At 61.5% G+C, this 17,046-nt stretch carries 13 protein-coding genes and 3 pseudogenes; 13 read left to right on the top strand and 3 right to left on the bottom strand.

What is annotated here, in order from left to right:
- Positions 1-147 precede the first annotated feature (147 nt).
- From thiL to ACF2JD_RS04565, 6 genes and pseudogenes are all read left to right on the top strand, one after another.
- Positions 148-1,105: pseudogene (gene thiL, locus ACF2JD_RS04590) on the top strand (thiamine-phosphate kinase).
- Positions 1,102-1,596, top strand: coding sequence for a phosphatidylglycerophosphatase A (locus tag ACF2JD_RS04585; RefSeq protein ID WP_440986843.1), 495 nt, complete (start codon positions 1,102-1,104; stop codon positions 1,594-1,596). The pseudogene thiL and the gene ACF2JD_RS04585 overlap by 4 nt, the downstream one beginning before the upstream one ends.
- Before the next feature lie 509 nt (positions 1,597-2,105).
- The gene (locus ACF2JD_RS04580; protein WP_106887630.1) at positions 2,106-3,830 is read left to right on the top strand and encodes a dipeptide ABC transporter ATP-binding protein; all 1,725 of its coding nucleotides are present in this window, start codon (positions 2,106-2,108) and stop codon (positions 3,828-3,830) included.
- Positions 3,831-3,888: 58 nt separating this feature from the next.
- Positions 3,889-5,445, top strand: coding sequence for an ABC transporter substrate-binding protein (locus ACF2JD_RS04575; protein WP_106887629.1), 1,557 nt, complete (start codon positions 3,889-3,891; stop codon positions 5,443-5,445).
- A gap of 94 nt (positions 5,446-5,539) precedes the next feature.
- On the top strand, positions 5,540-6,514 hold the full coding sequence (locus ACF2JD_RS04570) for an ABC transporter permease (protein ID WP_106887628.1): 975 nt from the start codon (positions 5,540-5,542) through the stop codon (positions 6,512-6,514).
- A 3-nt stretch (positions 6,515-6,517) separates the two neighbouring features.
- Positions 6,518-7,459 carry an ABC transporter permease gene (locus tag ACF2JD_RS04565; RefSeq protein ID WP_025326038.1) on the top strand — a complete coding sequence of 314 codons (942 nt, stop codon included), beginning with the start codon at positions 6,518-6,520 and terminating at the stop codon, positions 7,457-7,459.
- Between the two features lie 229 nt (positions 7,460-7,688).
- Here ACF2JD_RS04565 and dxs read toward each other — a convergent pair whose 3' ends face one another.
- The 3 genes and pseudogenes from dxs to xseB form a co-directional block, all read right to left on the bottom strand.
- A complete protein-coding gene (gene dxs, locus ACF2JD_RS04560) occupies positions 7,689-9,554 on the bottom strand; it encodes a 1-deoxy-D-xylulose-5-phosphate synthase (RefSeq protein WP_429098950.1) in 1,866 nt (621 codons plus the stop codon).
- Positions 9,555-9,575: 21 nt separating this feature from the next.
- A pseudogene (gene ispA / locus ACF2JD_RS04555) lies at positions 9,576-10,468 on the bottom strand ((2E,6E)-farnesyl diphosphate synthase).
- Positions 10,469-10,717 (bottom strand): exodeoxyribonuclease VII small subunit, encoded by a 249-nt coding sequence (xseB, locus tag ACF2JD_RS04550; protein ID WP_440986842.1) that lies wholly within the window; start codon positions 10,715-10,717, stop codon positions 10,469-10,471.
- A 210-nt stretch (positions 10,718-10,927) separates the two neighbouring features.
- Between xseB and pomA the strand changes: the two are divergent.
- From pomA to ACF2JD_RS04515, 7 genes and pseudogenes are all read left to right on the top strand, one after another.
- Positions 10,928-11,688: pseudogene (gene pomA, locus ACF2JD_RS04545) on the top strand (flagellar motor protein PomA).
- Between the two features lie 8 nt (positions 11,689-11,696).
- On the top strand, positions 11,697-12,590 hold the full coding sequence (locus ACF2JD_RS04540; protein WP_163154262.1) for a flagellar motor protein MotB: 894 nt from the start codon (positions 11,697-11,699) through the stop codon (positions 12,588-12,590).
- 386 nt (positions 12,591-12,976) lie between these two features.
- Positions 12,977-13,348, top strand: a complete 372-nt coding sequence (locus ACF2JD_RS04535; RefSeq protein ID WP_440986841.1) for a BON domain-containing protein — start codon at positions 12,977-12,979, stop codon at positions 13,346-13,348.
- A gap of 165 nt (positions 13,349-13,513) precedes the next feature.
- Positions 13,514-14,638 carry an MlaE family lipid ABC transporter permease subunit gene (locus tag ACF2JD_RS04530; protein ID WP_440986840.1) on the top strand — a complete coding sequence of 375 codons (1,125 nt, stop codon included), beginning with the start codon at positions 13,514-13,516 and terminating at the stop codon, positions 14,636-14,638.
- Position 14,639: 1 nt separating this feature from the next.
- Entirely contained in the window at positions 14,640-15,431 is a 792-nt protein-coding gene (locus ACF2JD_RS04525; RefSeq protein ID WP_408752440.1) for an ABC transporter ATP-binding protein, read from the top strand.
- A complete protein-coding gene (locus ACF2JD_RS04520) occupies positions 15,428-16,381 on the top strand; it encodes an MlaD family protein (RefSeq protein ID WP_440986839.1) in 954 nt (317 codons plus the stop codon). The genes ACF2JD_RS04525 and ACF2JD_RS04520 overlap by 4 nt, the downstream gene beginning before the upstream one ends.
- Entirely contained in the window at positions 16,378-17,046 is a 669-nt protein-coding gene (locus ACF2JD_RS04515) for an ABC-type transport auxiliary lipoprotein family protein (RefSeq protein WP_440986838.1), read from the top strand. The genes ACF2JD_RS04520 and ACF2JD_RS04515 overlap by 4 nt, the downstream gene beginning before the upstream one ends.

Raw genomic sequence — 17,046 nt, 5'->3', positions numbered from 1 at the left:
CAGCAAGGTGAAGAGCAGCGCAGGGGCCGGAGTGTATAGAGATACATGAGGAGCCCGAGCAGCAGATGAGCCTTGATCACGATGTCGCAGCAAGCGCATCAACAGCATCTAAGAGAGGAGCCAGCTTAACCGCTGGCTTTTTACTGTATGGGTGAATTTGAGCTGATTGAGAAGTACTTCAAGGTCCCCCACGCCCGCAAGGACGTGGTGATGGGCCCAGGGGATGACTGCGCCCTGCTGACCCTGCCCGCCGATACCATGCTGGCGGTGAGCACGGATACCCTGGTGAGCGGCGTGCACTTCTTCCCGGACATGGATCCGGTGGATCTGGGCTACAAGGCGCTGGCGGTCAACCTCTCCGATCTCGCCGCCATGGGGGCCGAGCCGCGCTGGGTCTCCCTGGCGCTGACCCTGCCCGCCGTCAACGAGGCCTGGGTCGCGGGCTTTGCGGAAGGGTTCCTCGAGCTCGCCGAATATTACAATGTGGCCCTGGTGGGGGGGGACATGACCCGCGGGCCACTCTCCATCACCGTCTCGGTGAAGGGATCCGTGCCGACCGGCCGTGCCCTGATGCGCAGCGGCGCCAGGGTAGGGGACGGCATCTATGTCACCGGCACCCTGGGGGATGCGGCCCTGGCCCTCTCCCATCTGCTGGGCAAACGCACCCTCAACGAGAACCAGCTGGCGGCCGTGCTGCCCAGGCTCGATCATCCCCATCCCCGCATCCTGGCCGGTCAGGCCCTGCGCGGGCTGGCAAGCAGCGCGCTGGATCTCTCCGACGGCCTGGCTTCCGATCTCGGTCACATCCTCAAGGCGTCCGGTGTGCGGGCCCAGATAGATCTGGACCTGCTGCCCCTCTCGCCCGTGTTGCAGGACGCCGTGCCCGCACGGGATGCCTGGCAGCTGGCGCTGGCTGGTGGCGATGACTACGAGCTCTGCTTCACGGTGCCACAAGAGCATCACGGTGCGCTGGATACGGCGCTGGCCACAGCGGGGTCAAGTTCACCCGCATCGGCCGCATCGTGGCGGGTGAGCCGGGCATCGACTATCTGCGCGCGAACAAGTGGTGGAGCTGCAACTCAAGGGCTGGGATCACTTCGCATGAGCTTTTTCAAGATAAGGCCCGAGCTGAAAGGCCTGAGCCTGAAGAACCCGCTCCACTGCCTGGCGCTGGGCTTTGGTGCCGGTCTCTCCCCCAGGGCGCCGGGCACCATGGGGACCCTGGTGGCCATTCCGCTCTACCTGCTGGTGAGCGGTCTGCCGACCCTCTGGTTCATCGCCCTGCTGGCTGTGGGGTTCGTGGCGGGCATTCGCATCTGCCAGGCGGCCACCGATGCCATCGGCATGCCGGATCACGGTGCCATCGTCTGGGACGAGGTGATAGGCTTCGGCGTCACCATGATAGCGGCGCCCGCCGGCTGGGAGTGGGTGCTGGCCGGCTTCGTGCTGTTCCGGCTGTTCGACGTGCTCAAGCCCTGGCCCATCTCCTGGTTCGATCGCCGCATCCATGGCGGGCTCGGCATCATGCTGGATGACCTCATCGCCGGTCTGTTCGCCCTGCTTTGTATGCAATTGCTGGCATACTGGCTCGGTTGAGGGTCACAACTTCCGGGGGAGCGCCATGCTGGCATCCCCCGATATATATCTGCTTAATTTTCATTCATCGGCATATGCTGCCGTTAAAAAATCATTTCACATAAATATTCACTACTCATTCGAAGCCTTAAGACTGTTTGTCAATAGTGATAAATGCTGCTTGTTACGTTTTGTTGAAATTAAAAATGCACCAATCAGCATTTTATGGTCATATCTCTGTTTTTGTGATGATAGTCATCATTTATGCTGCTGGCGGTGCGTTATCTGCGCAAAGTATTGCGAAATTGTATAACTGGATCATTTACACCCGCGGGCAAACCGACTAACTTACTCGCGGGTTATTCCAAAAAAATGCAAAAAACCCGCCCGGATCGCTGGTTTGGCTGCCTCATGGATTGAGCGTTTATTACACAAGACAAGCTCTCAACATAAGTACCAAGGCACAACCAGCATCTGCGGCTGATTTACGGACGAATTATTTGGGACGGATGTCCCCCGCAGAGGTAACCATGTCCTTGCTCGAAGTGAAAAACTTGCGGATCGAGTACCCCTCCCGCTATGGGGTGCTGGCCGCGGTCAAGGATCTCTCTTTTTCCGTGGAAAAAGGCGAGATCGTCGGTGTGGTCGGTGAATCAGGTGCCGGCAAGTCCACCATAGGCAATGCCGTCATCGATCTGTTGAGCCCGCCCGGTCGCATCGCCCGTGGCGATATCTACCTCAACGGCGAGCTCATCTCCGGCAAGAGCCAGAACGAGATGCGGGCCATCCGTGGCTCCCGTATCGGCTTCATCTTCCAGGATCCCATGACCTCCCTCAATCCGCTGTTCACCGTTGAACAGCAGTTGGTGGAGACCATACTGGCCAACACTGATCTCAATCGCGAGGCGGCCTTTGCCAAGGCCCTCGAGCTGATGGGGGCGGTCGGGATACCTCAGCCGGAAATCCGCATCAAGCAGTACCCGCACCAGTTCTCCGGTGGCATGCGCCAGCGGGTGGTCATCGCCATAGCGCTGTCTGGGGATCCCGAGCTCATCATCGCCGATGAGCCGACCACGGCGCTGGATGTCTCCATTCAGGACCAGATCCTCCAGCTCATCCGCAACCTCTGCAAGGAGCGTCAGGTGGGCTGCATGCTGGTGACCCACGACATGGGCGTGGTCTCCAACGTCACCGACAAGGTGGCTGTCATGTATCGCGGGGACCTGGTTGAGTTCGGCACCACAGAACAGGTGCTGGGTCGCCCCAGCCACCCCTATACCCGCAGCCTCATCTCGGCGGTGCCCCGCTCGGATGTGAAGCTGGTGCGCTTCCCCCTGGTCTCCTACATAGAGGATGCCGGTGCGCCGGATCTCAGCATAGATCTCAAGACCCACTGGCTCGGCCAGAGTCAGGACGAGCGCAGCTATGAGGGTGCCCTGCTGCGGGTGGAGAATGTGGATCTGAAGTTCGTCACCAAGGATTCCATCTTCCCGAGCCGCCGCCAGTACGTGCGCGCCTGCAACAACATCAGCTTCGAGATCTTCGAAGGGGAGACCTTCGGTCTGGTGGGGGAGTCGGGCTCCGGCAAATCCACCATAGCCCGTGCCATCACAGGCCTCTATCCGCCCGATACCGGCAAGATCTTCTTCGAGGGGATCGACCTCACCGCCCTGAAAGGGGAGCATGAGCGCCGCCCGCTGCGCCGCCAGATGCAGATGGTGTTCCAGAACCCTTACTCCTCGATGAACCCGCGTATGAAGGTGCGTGACATCATCGCCGAGCCGATCCGCTTCCACAAACTGGCGAGCAGCGAGAGCCAGATCCAGGGCATAGTGAGCGATCTGCTGGATCACGTCGGCCTCGGCCGCGGGGCAGGGGTCAAGTATCCCCACGAGTTCTCCGGTGGTCAGCGTCAGCGCATCTCTATCGCCCGCGCCCTGGCGACCCGGCCGCGCTTCCTCATCTGCGACGAGCCCACCTCGGCGCTGGATGTCTCGGTGCAGGCCCAGATCCTCAACCTGCTCAAGGATTTGCAGCAGGAGCTTGGGCTCACCATGCTGTTCATCAGCCACGATCTGCCGGTCATCCGCCAGATGTGCGATCGCATCGGCGTGATGCAGCACGGCCACCTGGTGGAGGTCGCGGAGACCGAAAAACTGTTTACCAATGCCGAGCATGAGTACAGCCGCAAGCTGATCTCCCTCATGCCGGAATTTAAGGGAATGTCCCGCGAGGGGCTGGAAATCGCAAGCTAGGAAAGCACCGGTTCGCCGGTTTGTCTGTCAATAAAAAGCCAAAAGCATGGAGAAAGACATGAAGAAAGGATTATCCAAGATCGCCATGGCGCTGTTCGCCGCTGGTCTCGCGTTCAACGTTTCTGCCGCCGACATCAAGGTTGCCGTCGCCTCTGACGCCACCTCGCTGGACCCGCAGGAGCAGCTCTCCGGTCAGACCCTGGAGATGTCTCACCTGGTGTTCGATCCCCTGATGCGTTACACCCAGGATCTGCAATTCGAGCCGCGTCTGGCCGAGAAGTATGAGCGCATCGACGACAAGACCGTCCGTTTCCACCTGCGCAAGGGTGTCAAGTTCCACTCCGGCAACGACTTCACCGCAGATGACGTGGTATGGACAGTCAACCGTCTGAAGGCCTCCCCGGACTTTAAGGCGATCTTCGACCCCATCGCCGAAGCCAAGAAGGTGGATGACTTCACCGTGGATCTCGTCACCGCCAAGCCGTTCCCGCTGGTGCTGCAGACCGTCACCTACATCTTCCCGATGGACTCCAAGTTCTACAGCGGCAAGGATGAAGCCGGCAAGGACAAGGCCGCCATCGTCAAGAACGGCGACTCCTATGCCTCTACCCATGTTTCCGGTACTGGTCCGTTCAGCGTCAAGTTCCGCGAGCAGGGCGTGAAGCTGGAGTATGCCCGCAACGCCAACTACTGGGACAAGGCCTCCAAGGGCAACGTCCAGAACCTGACCGTGGTGCCGATCAAGGAAGACGCGACCCGCGTAGCCGCCCTGCTGGGTGGTGACGTGGACATGATCTACCCGGTTGCCCCGAACGATCTGGAGCGCGTGAAGAACGGCAAGGATTCCCAGCTGGTGACCCTGTCCGGTACCCGCGCCATCATCATCGAGCTGAACCAGAACACCAACCCGGCGCTGAAAGACAAGCGCGTGCGTCAGGCAATCAACTACGCCATCAACCAGGTGGGCATAGTCGACAAGATCAACAAGGGCTTCGGTACCCCCGCTGGCCAGCTGAGCCCGAAAGGCTATGCCGGTTACAACGAGGCGCTCAAGCCCCAGTATGATCTGGCCAAGGCCAAGGAGCTGATGAAGGAAGCCGGTTACGAGAAGGGCTTCAAGATGACCTTCATCTCCCCAGCTGCCCGCTACGTCAACGACGTCAAGATCGCCCAGGCCGTCTCCGCCATGCTGTCCAAGATCAACATCAAGGTGGATCTGAAGACCATGCCGGTTGCCCAGTACTGGCCCGAGTTTGACAAGTGCGCCTCCGACATGCAGTTGATCGGCTGGCACTCCGACACCGAAGACAGTGCGAACTTCTTCGAGTTCCTGACCTTCACCAAGGATGCCAAGACCGGCATGGGTCAGTACAACTGCGGCGGTTATGCCAACGCAGAAGCTGACAAGATGGTGATGGAAGCGAACACCGAAACCGATCCGGCCAAGCGTGCCGCCATCCTGCAGAAGGTGGAAGCCATGCTGATCGACGACGCTGCCTACGTGCCCTTGCACTGGGAAGACCTGGCCTACGGTGCCAAGAAGAACGTCGACATCAAGCCTGTGGTCAACGTGATGAACTTCCCTTACCTGGGTGACCTGGTGGTCAACAAGTAAGTGAAGCGCTAAGGAAGGACCTGGCGGGGCGCCCATGGGTGCCCCGTATTAACAGAAGCCTGTGCCAAGACACAGGCCACGTAGAAGGACAAGCATGTTTACATTCCTGCTGAAACGGTTCTATCAGGCCGTGATAGTGATGTTCGTCATCAGCCTGGTCGCCTTCTCCATCCAGGACAACCTGGGGGATCCGCTGCGCGAGCTGGTGGGACAATCCGTCTCCGAGTCCGTGCGCCAGGAGCTGCGCGACAAAATGGGCCTCAATGATCCCTTTTTGGTGAAATACAGCCGCTTCTTGCAGAACGCGGTGCAAGGGGATCTGGGCACCTCCTATTTCTTCAAGCGACCGGCCCTCGAGGTGATCCTCGACAAGCTGGTGGCTACCCTTGAGCTGGTGTTTGCTGCCGCGCTCATCATCGTCGTGGTCTCCATTCCGCTGGGGGTTTATTCGGCGATAAGACCACGCAGTTTCCTGACCAAGCTCATCATGGCGGTGAGCAGCATCGGCATCTCGATCCCGGTCTTCCTGACCGCTATCATGCTGATGTACCTCTTCTCCATCCAGCTGGGCTGGCTGCCGGCCTATGGCCGTGGTGAGACCTACAACCTGCTGGGCTGGGAGTCGGGCTTCTTTACCTGGGACGGTATCAAGCACCTGATCCTGCCTGCGGTGTCGCTCTCCTCCATCATGCTGCCGCTGTTCATCCGGCTGGTACGCTCCGAGATGCTGGAGCAGCTCTCCTCCGAGTACGTGAAGTTCGCCCGTGCCAAGGGGCTGGATAACAACAAGGTCTACTACAGCCACGCCCTCAAAAACACCATGCTGCCGGTCATTACCGTCGGCGGCGTGCAGATCGGCACCATGGTGGCCTACACCATACTGACCGAGAGCGTGTTCCAGTGGCCGGGGACGGGTTTCCTGTTCCTCGAGGCGATCCACAGGGTCGATACCCCGCTGATCACCGCTTACGTCATCTTCGTGGGCCTTATCTTCGTGGTGACCAATACCCTGGTCGACCTGCTCTACGGGTTCATCAACCCGACCGTCAACCTGACCGCCAAGGGGTAACAGATGACTAATGCTGTAACTGCAAGCCCAAGCCGTTGGGCGCGATTCAAGAACTCTGACATCGTCTACTACTTCCTGCGGGACAAGGTAGCCATGTTCAGCTTTGCGGTGTTTGTGGTGTTCGTACTGGCGGCGCTGCTGGCGCCCTGGCTGGCACCGCACAACGTCTATGACCAGACCAGCTTCGATCTGATGGATGCGGAGCTGCCGCCCTCCTGGCTGGAAGGGGGCGAGGCGCGCTTCTGGCTCGGCACCGACAACCAGGGACGGGACATCTGGAGCACCATCCTCTATGGCGCCCGCATCTCGCTGACCATAGGCCTGTTCGCCGTCGGTCTGCAGCTGGTGCTCGGCATCGTCATCGGCCTGATCGCCGGTTACTTCGGTGGTCGTATCGACAACCTGCTGATGCGCTTTGCCGACGTGCAGCTGTCGTTCTCCACCATGATGGTGGCGATCATCATCTCCGCCATCTTCCAGGCGACCTTTGGCTCAGAGTTCTACTCTAAGTTCGCCATCCTGATGCTGGTGGTGATCATCGGCATCGCCGAGTGGCCCCAGTATGCCCGTACGGTGCGCGCCTCCGTGCTGGCGGAGAAGAAGAAGGAGTACGTGGAAGCGGCCCAGGTGATGGGGTTCCGTGCCCCGCGCATCATGTTCCGCCACATACTGCCGAACTGCCTGTCGCCCATCCTGGTTATCTCAACCGTGCAGGTGGCGAACGCCATCATGAGCGAGGCGGCACTCTCCTTCCTGGGGCTGGGCATGCCGGTAGACCAGCCATCACTGGGGTCGCTGATCAGCGTGGGCTTCAACTACATCTTCTCCGGCTCCTGGTGGATCACCGCCTTCCCGGGTATCTGCCTGGTGGTGCTGGTGCTGGTCATCAACCTGCTGGGTGACTGGCTGCGGGATGTGTTCAACCCCAAGATCTACAAGGGCTGATAAAAACCTGTCCTCACACTTACTGCGAGGGCGTGATCAAGGCTCATGTGCTGCTCGCTTATGTGGAACCAAAGAGTGCTCACGTATGTCTATATGCTCCGGTTCCTGAGCAGCTTGTAACCTTGCTGACGCCCTTCTCGCGACAGTGTGTGCACAGGTTTGAAATAATGGATAACAAGAAGGGCGCCATCAGGCGCCCTTCTTTTGTTTGATCGCGTTAACCGCTTGATCAGGCTTGCAGCCAGGCCTCTATGCTGGCCTGAATGCCCGTGGCATCCAGCCCCAGCTGGGCATAGATCTCCTCCTGGGTGCCTTGTTCCACGAAGCGATCCGGCAAACCGAGGTTGAGCACAGGTTTGCACTGCTTGGCACGCATCAGCAGCTCGTTCACCGCAGAGCCAGCCCCGCCCATGATGGCGTTGTCCTCGAGAGTGACAAACTGATCGTGGGAGGCGGCAAGGGAGAGCACCAGCGCCTCGTCCATGGGCTTGACGAAGCGCATGTCCACCAGGGTGGCGTCCAGCGCCTCGGCGGCGGCCCTGGCTTGATGCAGCAGGGTACCAAACGCCAATATGGCGGTGCCCTTGCCTTCACGAACGATGCGACCCTTGCCGAGTGCCAGCGCTGTCATCTCGCTCTGGATCTCGGTGCCGCAGCCGCTGCCACGGGGATAGCGCACCGCCGCGGGCTGGTTGCACTGATAGCCGGTGTAGAGCATCTGGCGGCACTCGTTCTCGTCGGACGGCGTCATCACCACCATGTTCGGCACTGTGCGCAGGAAGCTGATGTCGAAGGCCCCCTGATGGGTAGGGCCGTCGGCACCCACCAGACCGGCGCGGTCTATGGCGAACAGCACCGGCAGGTTCTGCAGCGCCACGTCGTGGATCAGCTGGTCATAGGCCCGTTGCAGGAAGCTTGAATAGATGGCAACCACGGGTTTCTTGTCGGCGATGGCAAGGCCGGCGGCGAAGGTGACCGCATGCTGCTCGGCGATGGCCACGTCGAAGTAGCGATCCGGGTACTGCTGGCTGAACTTGACCAGCCCCGAGCCCTCGCGCATGGCGGGGGTGATGCCGACCAGCCGCTCGTCCTTGGCGGCCATGTCGCACAGCCACTGGCCGAAGATGGCTGAGAAGGTCGGCTTGCCGCCGGCGCTCTTGGGCAGGGCGCACTCGTCCGGGTTGAACTTGGGCACGGCGTGGTAACCGATGGGGTCTTTCTCGGCAGGCTCGTAGCCCTTGCCCTTCTTGGTCTTGACGTGCAGCAGCTGGGGACCCTTGAGGTTGCGCATGTTGCGCAGGGTCTCGACCAGAGCGTGGATGTCGTGGCCGTCGATGGGGCCTATGTAGTTGAAGCCGAACTCCTCGAACAGGGTGCCTGGCACCACCATGCCCTTGAGGTGCTCCTCGGCCCGCTTGGCCAGCTCCTTGACCGGCGGCAGCCCCGCCAGCACCTTCTTGCCACCTTCGCGGATGGTGGTGTAGAGCTTGCCGGACATCAGCCTGGCCAGGTGGTTGTTGAGTGCCCCGACATTTTCGGAGATGGACATCTCGTTGTCATTGAGCACCACCAGCATGTCCTTGTGGACGTCGCCGGCGTGGTTGAGGGCCTCGAACGCCATGCCCGCCGTGATGGCGCCGTCACCTATGACGGCCACCACCTTGCGGCCCAGCCCCTCGCTCTCGGCGGCAACCGCCATGCCGAGGGCAGCACCTATGGAGGTGCTGGAGTGGCCCACGCTGAGCACGTCGTACTCGCTCTCTTCCCGCCAGGGGAAGGGGTGCAGGCCATCTTTCTGGCGAATGGTGTGAATGCGCTCGCGCCGACCTGTCAGGATCTTGTGGGGATAGGCCTGATGGCCCACGTCCCACACCAAGCGATCGAAGGGGGTGTTGTAGACGTAATGCAGCGCCACCGTCAGCTCGACTGTGCCGAGGCCGGAGGCGAAGTGGCCGCTGGAGCGGCTCACCGAGCGCAGCAGATACTCGCGCAGCTCTTCGCACAGAATGGGCAGCCGCTCTTTGGGCAGGGATCGCAACTCGACCGGCGTATCCGCGAGGGCCAGGTTGGGGAAATCGCTAATATCAACGCTCATATTGTTACTGTTATCCAGCGTTTAGTGGGTTCGCTCGATGATGTAATCGGCAAACGCTTCCAGAATGTCGGTATTGTAGGGCAAGGATTGCAGGGCTGTTAAGGCCTTGTCATGCAGTTCGCGAGCCAGCTCACGGGCAGGGTCGAGACCGAGCAGGGCCGGATAGGTGCTCTTCTCCTGTGCCAGATCTGAACCTTGCGGCTTGCCCAGGGTCGCGGTATCGCCCGTGATGTCGAGGATGTCATCCTGCACCTGGAAGGCGAGCCCGATGGCGGCGGCATAGGTTTGCAGCGCGGCCAGGGTTGCAGGCGCCACGTCGGCCTTGCACAGGGCGCCGAGCGCCACGGCACATTCAATCAGCGCCCGGTCTTGTGGCGGTGTACCTGCTCCAGTTCGGCAAGCGTGATCTGGCGGCCTTCAGCCTGCAGATCCAGCGCCTGACCGCCACACATGCCGAGATAGCCGGAGGCGCGGGCGAGGGTACTCAGCATCCGGACCCGGTTGGCCATCAATGTAGTCTGGCATGGGGTGATCGGCCAGAATGGAGAAACGCCAGGGTCTGCAGCGCATCACCGGCCAGAATGGCGGTGCCTTCATCAAACGCCTTGTGAACGGTTGGCTGGCCACGACGCAGGTCGTCGTCATCCATGGCGGGCAGGTCATCGTGCAGCAGGGAGTAGGCGTGGATGCACTCCACTGCAGCGGCCGGGCCATCCAGCAGTTCGCTTCTTTACGCCCAGCATCTCGCCGACCGCGTAGACCAGAAACGGGCGTACCCGCTTGCCGCCCAGCAGCAGGCCATATTTCATGGCATCGCGCAGACGCGGCGCCATGGCGGGCAAGGATTCAAGTTGTGCTGACAGACAGTCGTCAATACGCTGACGATGCAGACGGGAAAAATGGTCCAGCGCCACTCACTCTTCTCCTTGTTCTGCTGGAAGGGGGCAAGCTTCACTGCCATCGGCTTGGCTGAGCAGGATCTGGATCTTTTGTTCGGCCAGTTCCAGCTTCTGCTGACCGGCCCGCACCAGATGGACGCCTTGCTCGAACTGTTTGAGCGCCTCTTCCAGGGGTAGGGAACCTTGCTCCAGCTGATGAACGATGGTTTCCAGCTCTTCCAGAGTGGCATCAAAACTCAGACGGTCGATTTTTTTACTGGCCATGTCCATCCTCGGGGATTGAAAAAAACGGCTTATATTAACATCGACCGTCCATGGGGGGGAGGCAGAAAAGCACTGCCCCTCAAACTCTCGCTAAACTGGCCGATAATGAGCCATCATTCTCAGTGGATGCATGCTTGCCGCTTGGGTCGCAATAGCAGAAAATTCAACAAACTATAAATAGACATAAGAACCGGTGACAGGAGTAGGGATGTGGATCTAGGCAGTCTGATCGGCATAGTGCTCGGTTTCGGGGTCGTGATTTACGGCATGCTGCTGGGTGGCCCCATGTCACATGTATGTGGATATGCCATCGGTCTATATCACCATTGCTTGGCTCCATCTTCATCGCCATGATGAAGTTCAACGTTGGCCAGTTTTTTATGGCATTCAAGGTCGCGGGCAAGGCCTTCATGTACAAGGGCGACAAGCTCGATGACCTGATTGCCAAGGCGGTGGAGCTGGCGGACGCGGCCCGCAAGGGGGGCTTTCTGGCGCTGGAGGCGGCAGAGATCCCCAATGCCTTCATGAAGAAGGGCATCGACATGCTGGTGGACGGCCATGATGCCGATGTGGTGCGCGCCGTGATGGAAAAAGACATAGAGCTGACCTCGGAGCGCCACGTCATCGCCATCAAGGTGTTTCGCTCCCTGGGGGATCTCGGCCCCGCCATGGGGATGATAGGCACGCTAGTGGGGCTGGTGGCCATGTTGGCGAACATGAGTGATCCCAAGTCCATAGGCCCGGCCATGGCGGTGGCCTTGCTGACGACTCTGTATGGCGCCATTGAAGCCAACATGGTGGCCATTCCCATCGCCGACAAGCTGGAGCTGCGCAGCGGTGAGGAGCAACTGAGCCGCACCCTGATCCTCGACGCCATCATGGGCATCCAGGACGGCCAGAACCCTCGCGTGATCCAGGCCATGCTGCAGAACTACCTCAACCAGTCCAAACGCAACAACGGGCTCGACTAGGAGGCCCCATGGCAAAGTGCAAGTGTCCGCCTCCCGGCCTGCCGGGCTACATGGGTACCTTCGCCGATCTCATGTCCCTGTTGATGTGCTTCTTCGTGCTGCTGCTCTCCTTTGCTGAGATGGATGTGCAGAAGTTCAAGCAGATCGCCGGCTCCATGGAGAAGGCGTTCGGGGTGCAGAACATCCTGGAGGTGAAGGATATTCCCAAGGGGACCTCGGTCATCGCTCAGGAGTTTCGCCCTGGCCGGCCCGAGCCGACCCCCATCGACACCATCATGCAGCAGACCATCGACATGACCCAGACCGAGCTGGATTTTCAGCCCGGGGATGCGGATCAGGCGGGGGGCCATGACAAGACCGAGGGTCAGCAGAGCGGTGGCGACACCGCCCAGCAGGCCCAGAAAGCGCAGGAGCAGTCCAACGAACTGGCCAAGGCGCTGGCCGAGCAGATGCAGGCCCAGATCCAGGACGGGGCCATAGAGATAGAGGCGCTGGGTCAGCAGATCATCATTCGCATCCGCGAGAAGGCGGCGTTCCCGGCGGGTTCCGCCTTCCTGCAGCCCCAGTTCTGGCCGGTGATCCGTAAAGTGGCGACCCTGCTCAAGGATGTGCCCGGGGAGATCACCGTCTCCGGTCACACCGATGACGTCGCCACCGAAGACGAGCTGTTCCAGTCCAACTGGGAGCTTTCGTCCCAGCGGGCGGTGGCGGTGGCCCACCAGATGATCAAGGTGCCCGGCTTTGACGGCAACCGTCTGGTGGTGCAGGGAATGGCGGACTCCCAGCCGTTGGTGCCGAACAACAGCCCGGAGAACAGGCGCATGAACCGGCGGGTGGAGATCGCCATCATGCAGGGCAAACCGACGGTATCTGCCCCTATCGGTGTGGCTGATCCCAAGTAGCGTTCGCAATAAAGCGCGATCCCGCAGGCAGCGGTTGTCTCCGATAACCGCTGCTTCTCTTTTTCTGTTGAGTCGGAGTTGCTTAGCAAAGGGCCTCCGCCGCCGCATGTTCAGGCAAATTGGGTGAGAACAGTGGCCGATTGAACCGCGCCTCTGCGGTTCGCCCGCCCATCAGTCACTCCCAATGCGCCGCCTGTCGCGCGGCAATGCGCTCTCATCTCCCCCCTGATCTCATGCCGCTCCCCTGTGGCCTTGTAGACCTCCCGCGTTATGTACGATGCCGTACAGAACTGCGCGCTGCCCCGTGTTACATCTTCGTCACGGCGAATGGATAGCACCCGGGCTGCCGGATGTGCGTTTTTTCAGCCCTCCAGGAAGGAACCACCATGAACCATATCTTCAGTGCCAGCTTGCTCCTCACCGGACTGCTGTTGCTCCCGTTAGCCAGCCACGGCGCCGAGCTCACCGACGACACCGATGCCGCACAGTCGATGCCATCTGAATCGTCGACCATGGAGTCCTCGACGCTGGAATATGTCGAGGACTCGGTCATCACCACCAAGATCAAGGCGGGGCTTGCGGCCGAGCAGATGTCCAGCCTGGTCAATATCCATGTCGATACCGATGATGCCGGGGAGGCTACCTTGAGTGGCGGCGCGGTGGATCAGGCGGCGCTGGACAAGGCCGTCGCGATTGCCATGGGCGTCGAGGGGGTGACCTCTGTCAAGAATGACATCAAGGTCGGGACCGAGCGCTAGGCAAACGCCCGACGAGCCCTCAGGCCCTGGCACTCTGCCCTGCTGGGGAACCCTTGACCCTGCGGATCCGGCACGCTGCCTGTGTGGCTACCGCCATCGGTCGATGGGGGCCCTTAGGCACGTCGCCCGTTCGGGGTTGCCACTCTGTTGTCAGGGTGGCCAGCCTTGAAGCCGACCACCACACCGGCGGCCATGAGCCGGGCGACGCCACAGGCGCTGGTGCTGTCGGGATCCTGGACTGCGCTCGGTATGGGCAGGCTGACAAGCGAGCTCGACGCCCTTGCCGCCCTGGCCGGAGAGAGTTGGGTCATCGACGCCTCTGGTATCGAGGCCCTCGATACGGCCGGGGCCTGGATCCTGCAGACACTGCTGCGCCGGCTGCGTGATGGTGCGGCCGGCGTCGAATTGCACCAACTGCGCCCGGAGTTCGCCAGGCTGTTCGATGCCCTGGCTCAGGAGTCCGCTCCGGGGCCCGCGCCTATACCCTCTCACCCTTTATCCCGCCTGGAAAGCCTGGGTCAGGGCACGGTGACCCTGCTGGCACAATGCTGCGCCCTGCTCGCCTTCATCGGCGAGTGCACCTTCGCCTTGGGTGGCTGGCTGGCCCATCCGACACGGATTCGCTGGCGCCCAATTCTTTACAACATCCGCAGCGCAGGTGTCGATGCCCTGCCCATCGTCGGTTTGCTCTCCTTTCTGCTCGGCATCGTCGTCGCCTATCAGGGGGCCGCGCAGCTGCGCCTCTATGGCGCCAACATCTTTGTCGTCGATCTGGTCGCGCTCTCGATGCTGCGAGAGTTCGCTCCGCTGATCACCGCCATCATAGTCGCCGGCCGCTCCGGTTCCGCCTACGCGGCGCAGATCGGCACCATGGCGGTGACCGAGGAGATAGACGCCATGCGCACCATCGGCATTGCACCACTCGACATGCTGGTGCTGCCCAAGGCGCTCGCTCTCCTGATCGCTCTCCCCCTGCTCACCCTCTTCGCCGATCTCTTCGGCGTCCTGGGGGGCATGCTGATGGCGCACATCCAGCTGGACGTCGGCACGGCCGAATTCCTCGATCGCTTCGTCAAGACGGTGAGCGTCACGGATCTGCTGATCGGCATCGGCAAGGCGCCGGTATTTGCCGCCATCATAGTGACCGTTGGCTGCTTCCAGGGGTTTCAAACCAAGGGAGGTGCCGACAGCGTCGGACGACAGACGACGCGTAGCGTCGTCCACTCCATCTTTATGGTGATAGTGGCCGATGCGCTCTTCTCGGTTGCATTCAGCGCCCTGGATCTTTGAGATGAAGGCGCCAGATGGCAGTGTCACTCCGGCCATCATCATCAGCCAGTTGATGACGCGCTTTGGCGAGCATGTGGTCCATGACGGGATCGATCTGGTGGTCAACCACGGCGAGATCTTCGCGCTGATCGGCGGTTCGGGATCGGGCAAGTCGACCTTGCTTCGGGAGATCATCCTGCTTCAGCAACCCGAGTCGGGCTCGATCCGGGTGCTTGGGGTCGATCTCGCCAACATCGAAGACGCCGACGCCCTTGCCCTGCGCCAGCGCTGGGGCGTCATGTTTCAGAGTGGTGGCTTGTTCGGCTCCCTGACCGCCAGGGAAAACGTGGGTCTGCCGCTGCGTGAGCACACCGAACTCGCACAAGGGCTGATCGACGACATCGCCGACCGCAAGCTGGCAATGAGCGGCCTGGAGCCGGTCGTGGGGGATCAGTACCCGGCCGAGCTGAGCGGCGGCATGTTAAAGCGCGTCTCGTTGGCACGTGCCCTGGCCCTCGATCCCGAACTGCTCTTTCTCGATGAGCCGACCGCAGGTCTCGATCCCGAGAGCGCTGGCGAGATTGACAGTCTGATCCGCAAGTTACGCGATCTGTTCGGCCTGACCATAGTCCTTATCACCCACGATCTCGATCTGCTGTGGCAGGTGGCCGACCGCGTCGCCGTGCTCGGCGACGGCAAGGTGCAGGGGATAGGGTCGATGACAGCGCTGGCAAAGATGGATCTGCCGGCAATCCGGCCATTCTTCGAGGGCCCGCGGGGGCGGGCCGCCGAGCAACGCAGCGAGGGGACATGATGGAAACCAAGGTCAGTTACGCCCTGGTAGGGGGTTTTGTCGTCATCCTCGGCACCCTGCTGGTGGCCGTCATCCTCTGGCTCGCCTCGGGAGGGGCTTTCCAGAAGGCATACGATCTCTATCTGGCGATCTCGGAGGAGTCGGTCGCCGGCCTCAATCTCAATGCACCGGTCAAATACAACGGTGTCGATGTCGGCAGGGTCAGGCAGATACGGCTCGATCCGGCCAATCCCGAGCAGGTCAATCTGCTGTTCGCCATCGAGCGAGGCACGCCGATCAGGCAGGACACTGTGGCCGTGCTCAAGACACAGGGCCTGACGGGGATCGCCTACGTCGAGCTGAGCGGCGGGGCCAGCGACATGCCCCTGTTGCAGGCCACCCCTGGCTATCAGTATCCGGTGATCCGCACCCATCCCTCTCTCGCTGCTCGCCTCGAGAACGTCCTCACCAGCGTGCTGGCCAAGCTGGACAGTACCTCGAACAGCCTCAACGCCCTGCTCGGTCCGGAGAATCAGGCCGCCTTCCAGAGCACCCTGACCGACATTGCCCGGGTGGCGCACACGCTGGCCGAGCGCAACGAGAGCATAGATGCCGGCCTGAAGGATGCGGCCAGGGTGATGAAAAACAGCGCGAGCGCGAGCCACGAGCTCGCCCCCCTGATCGCGCGTATCGGGCGGGCGGCGGATGCCGTCGAGAAGATGGGCAATGAGATCGCCGGCACCAGTGCCAGCGCAGGCAAGACCCTCAACGCGGTCGGCAGCGACATCAACCGCTTCACGGCGGAGACCCTGCCCGAGCTGGAACGCCTGCTCGGCGAGCTCAGCGTGCTGACGACCTCGCTGCGCCGTCTCAGCGAGCAGACCGAACGCAACCCCTCCGGGCTCCTGTTCGGCCGCAAGCCGGTGCCGGATGGCCCGGGAGAATCATCCGAAGGAGGGAAACAGCCATGATCCGCCAGCCAGCACCACCCTTCATCCGGCTCGCCGTCGCCGCGCTGTTGCTGCTCCTGCCCGCTGCCTGCAGCATGTTCGATGCGGCCAAGGTGCCGCCACCGGCCTTCTATTCGCTCTCCGGGGTGGGTGCATCCCCCCCGACCAAGGCCGCCGCGGCCAGACTGGACGCCGCGCCTACGCTGATCGTCAACCCGCCGCGGGCTGCCCCCGGTTTCGACAGCCAGCGGATCATCTACGTTCGCGAGCCCTATCAGCTGGAGTATTTCGCGCACAGTGAATGGATCGATACGCCCGCCCGGATGATAGCTCCTGGCATAGTCGCCGCACTCGAGGACACGGGGGCCTTTCGCGCCGTCGTCCTGGCTCCCAGTGCGGCTGCGGGGGATCTGCGCCTCGATGTCGAAATCATCCGCCTGCAGCAGGAGTTCGACAGATCACCCAGCCGTACCCGCTTCACGCTGCGGGCCTACCTGGTGGACAGCGACAGCCGCCAGGTGCTGGCCTGGCGCGAATTCGACGAGACAGTGCCAGCACCGCAGGCCAATCCCTACGGCGGCGTGATGGCGGCCAATAGTGCCGTTCAGCAGGCCGTGCAGCGCCTGGCCAGCTTCTGTGCCGGCGCCACAGGCAACTGGCGCCCCTCACCCGGGGCGCGCCGCTGA

Origin of the sequence: Aeromonas ichthyocola (assembly GCF_046087985.1) — a bacterium.
In the GTDB taxonomy this organism is placed as follows: Bacteria; Pseudomonadota; Gammaproteobacteria; order Enterobacterales; family Aeromonadaceae; genus Aeromonas; species Aeromonas rivipollensis.
The sequence above is the reverse complement of the archived record's forward strand: the minus strand, read 5'-3'. Positions and strand labels throughout refer to the sequence as shown.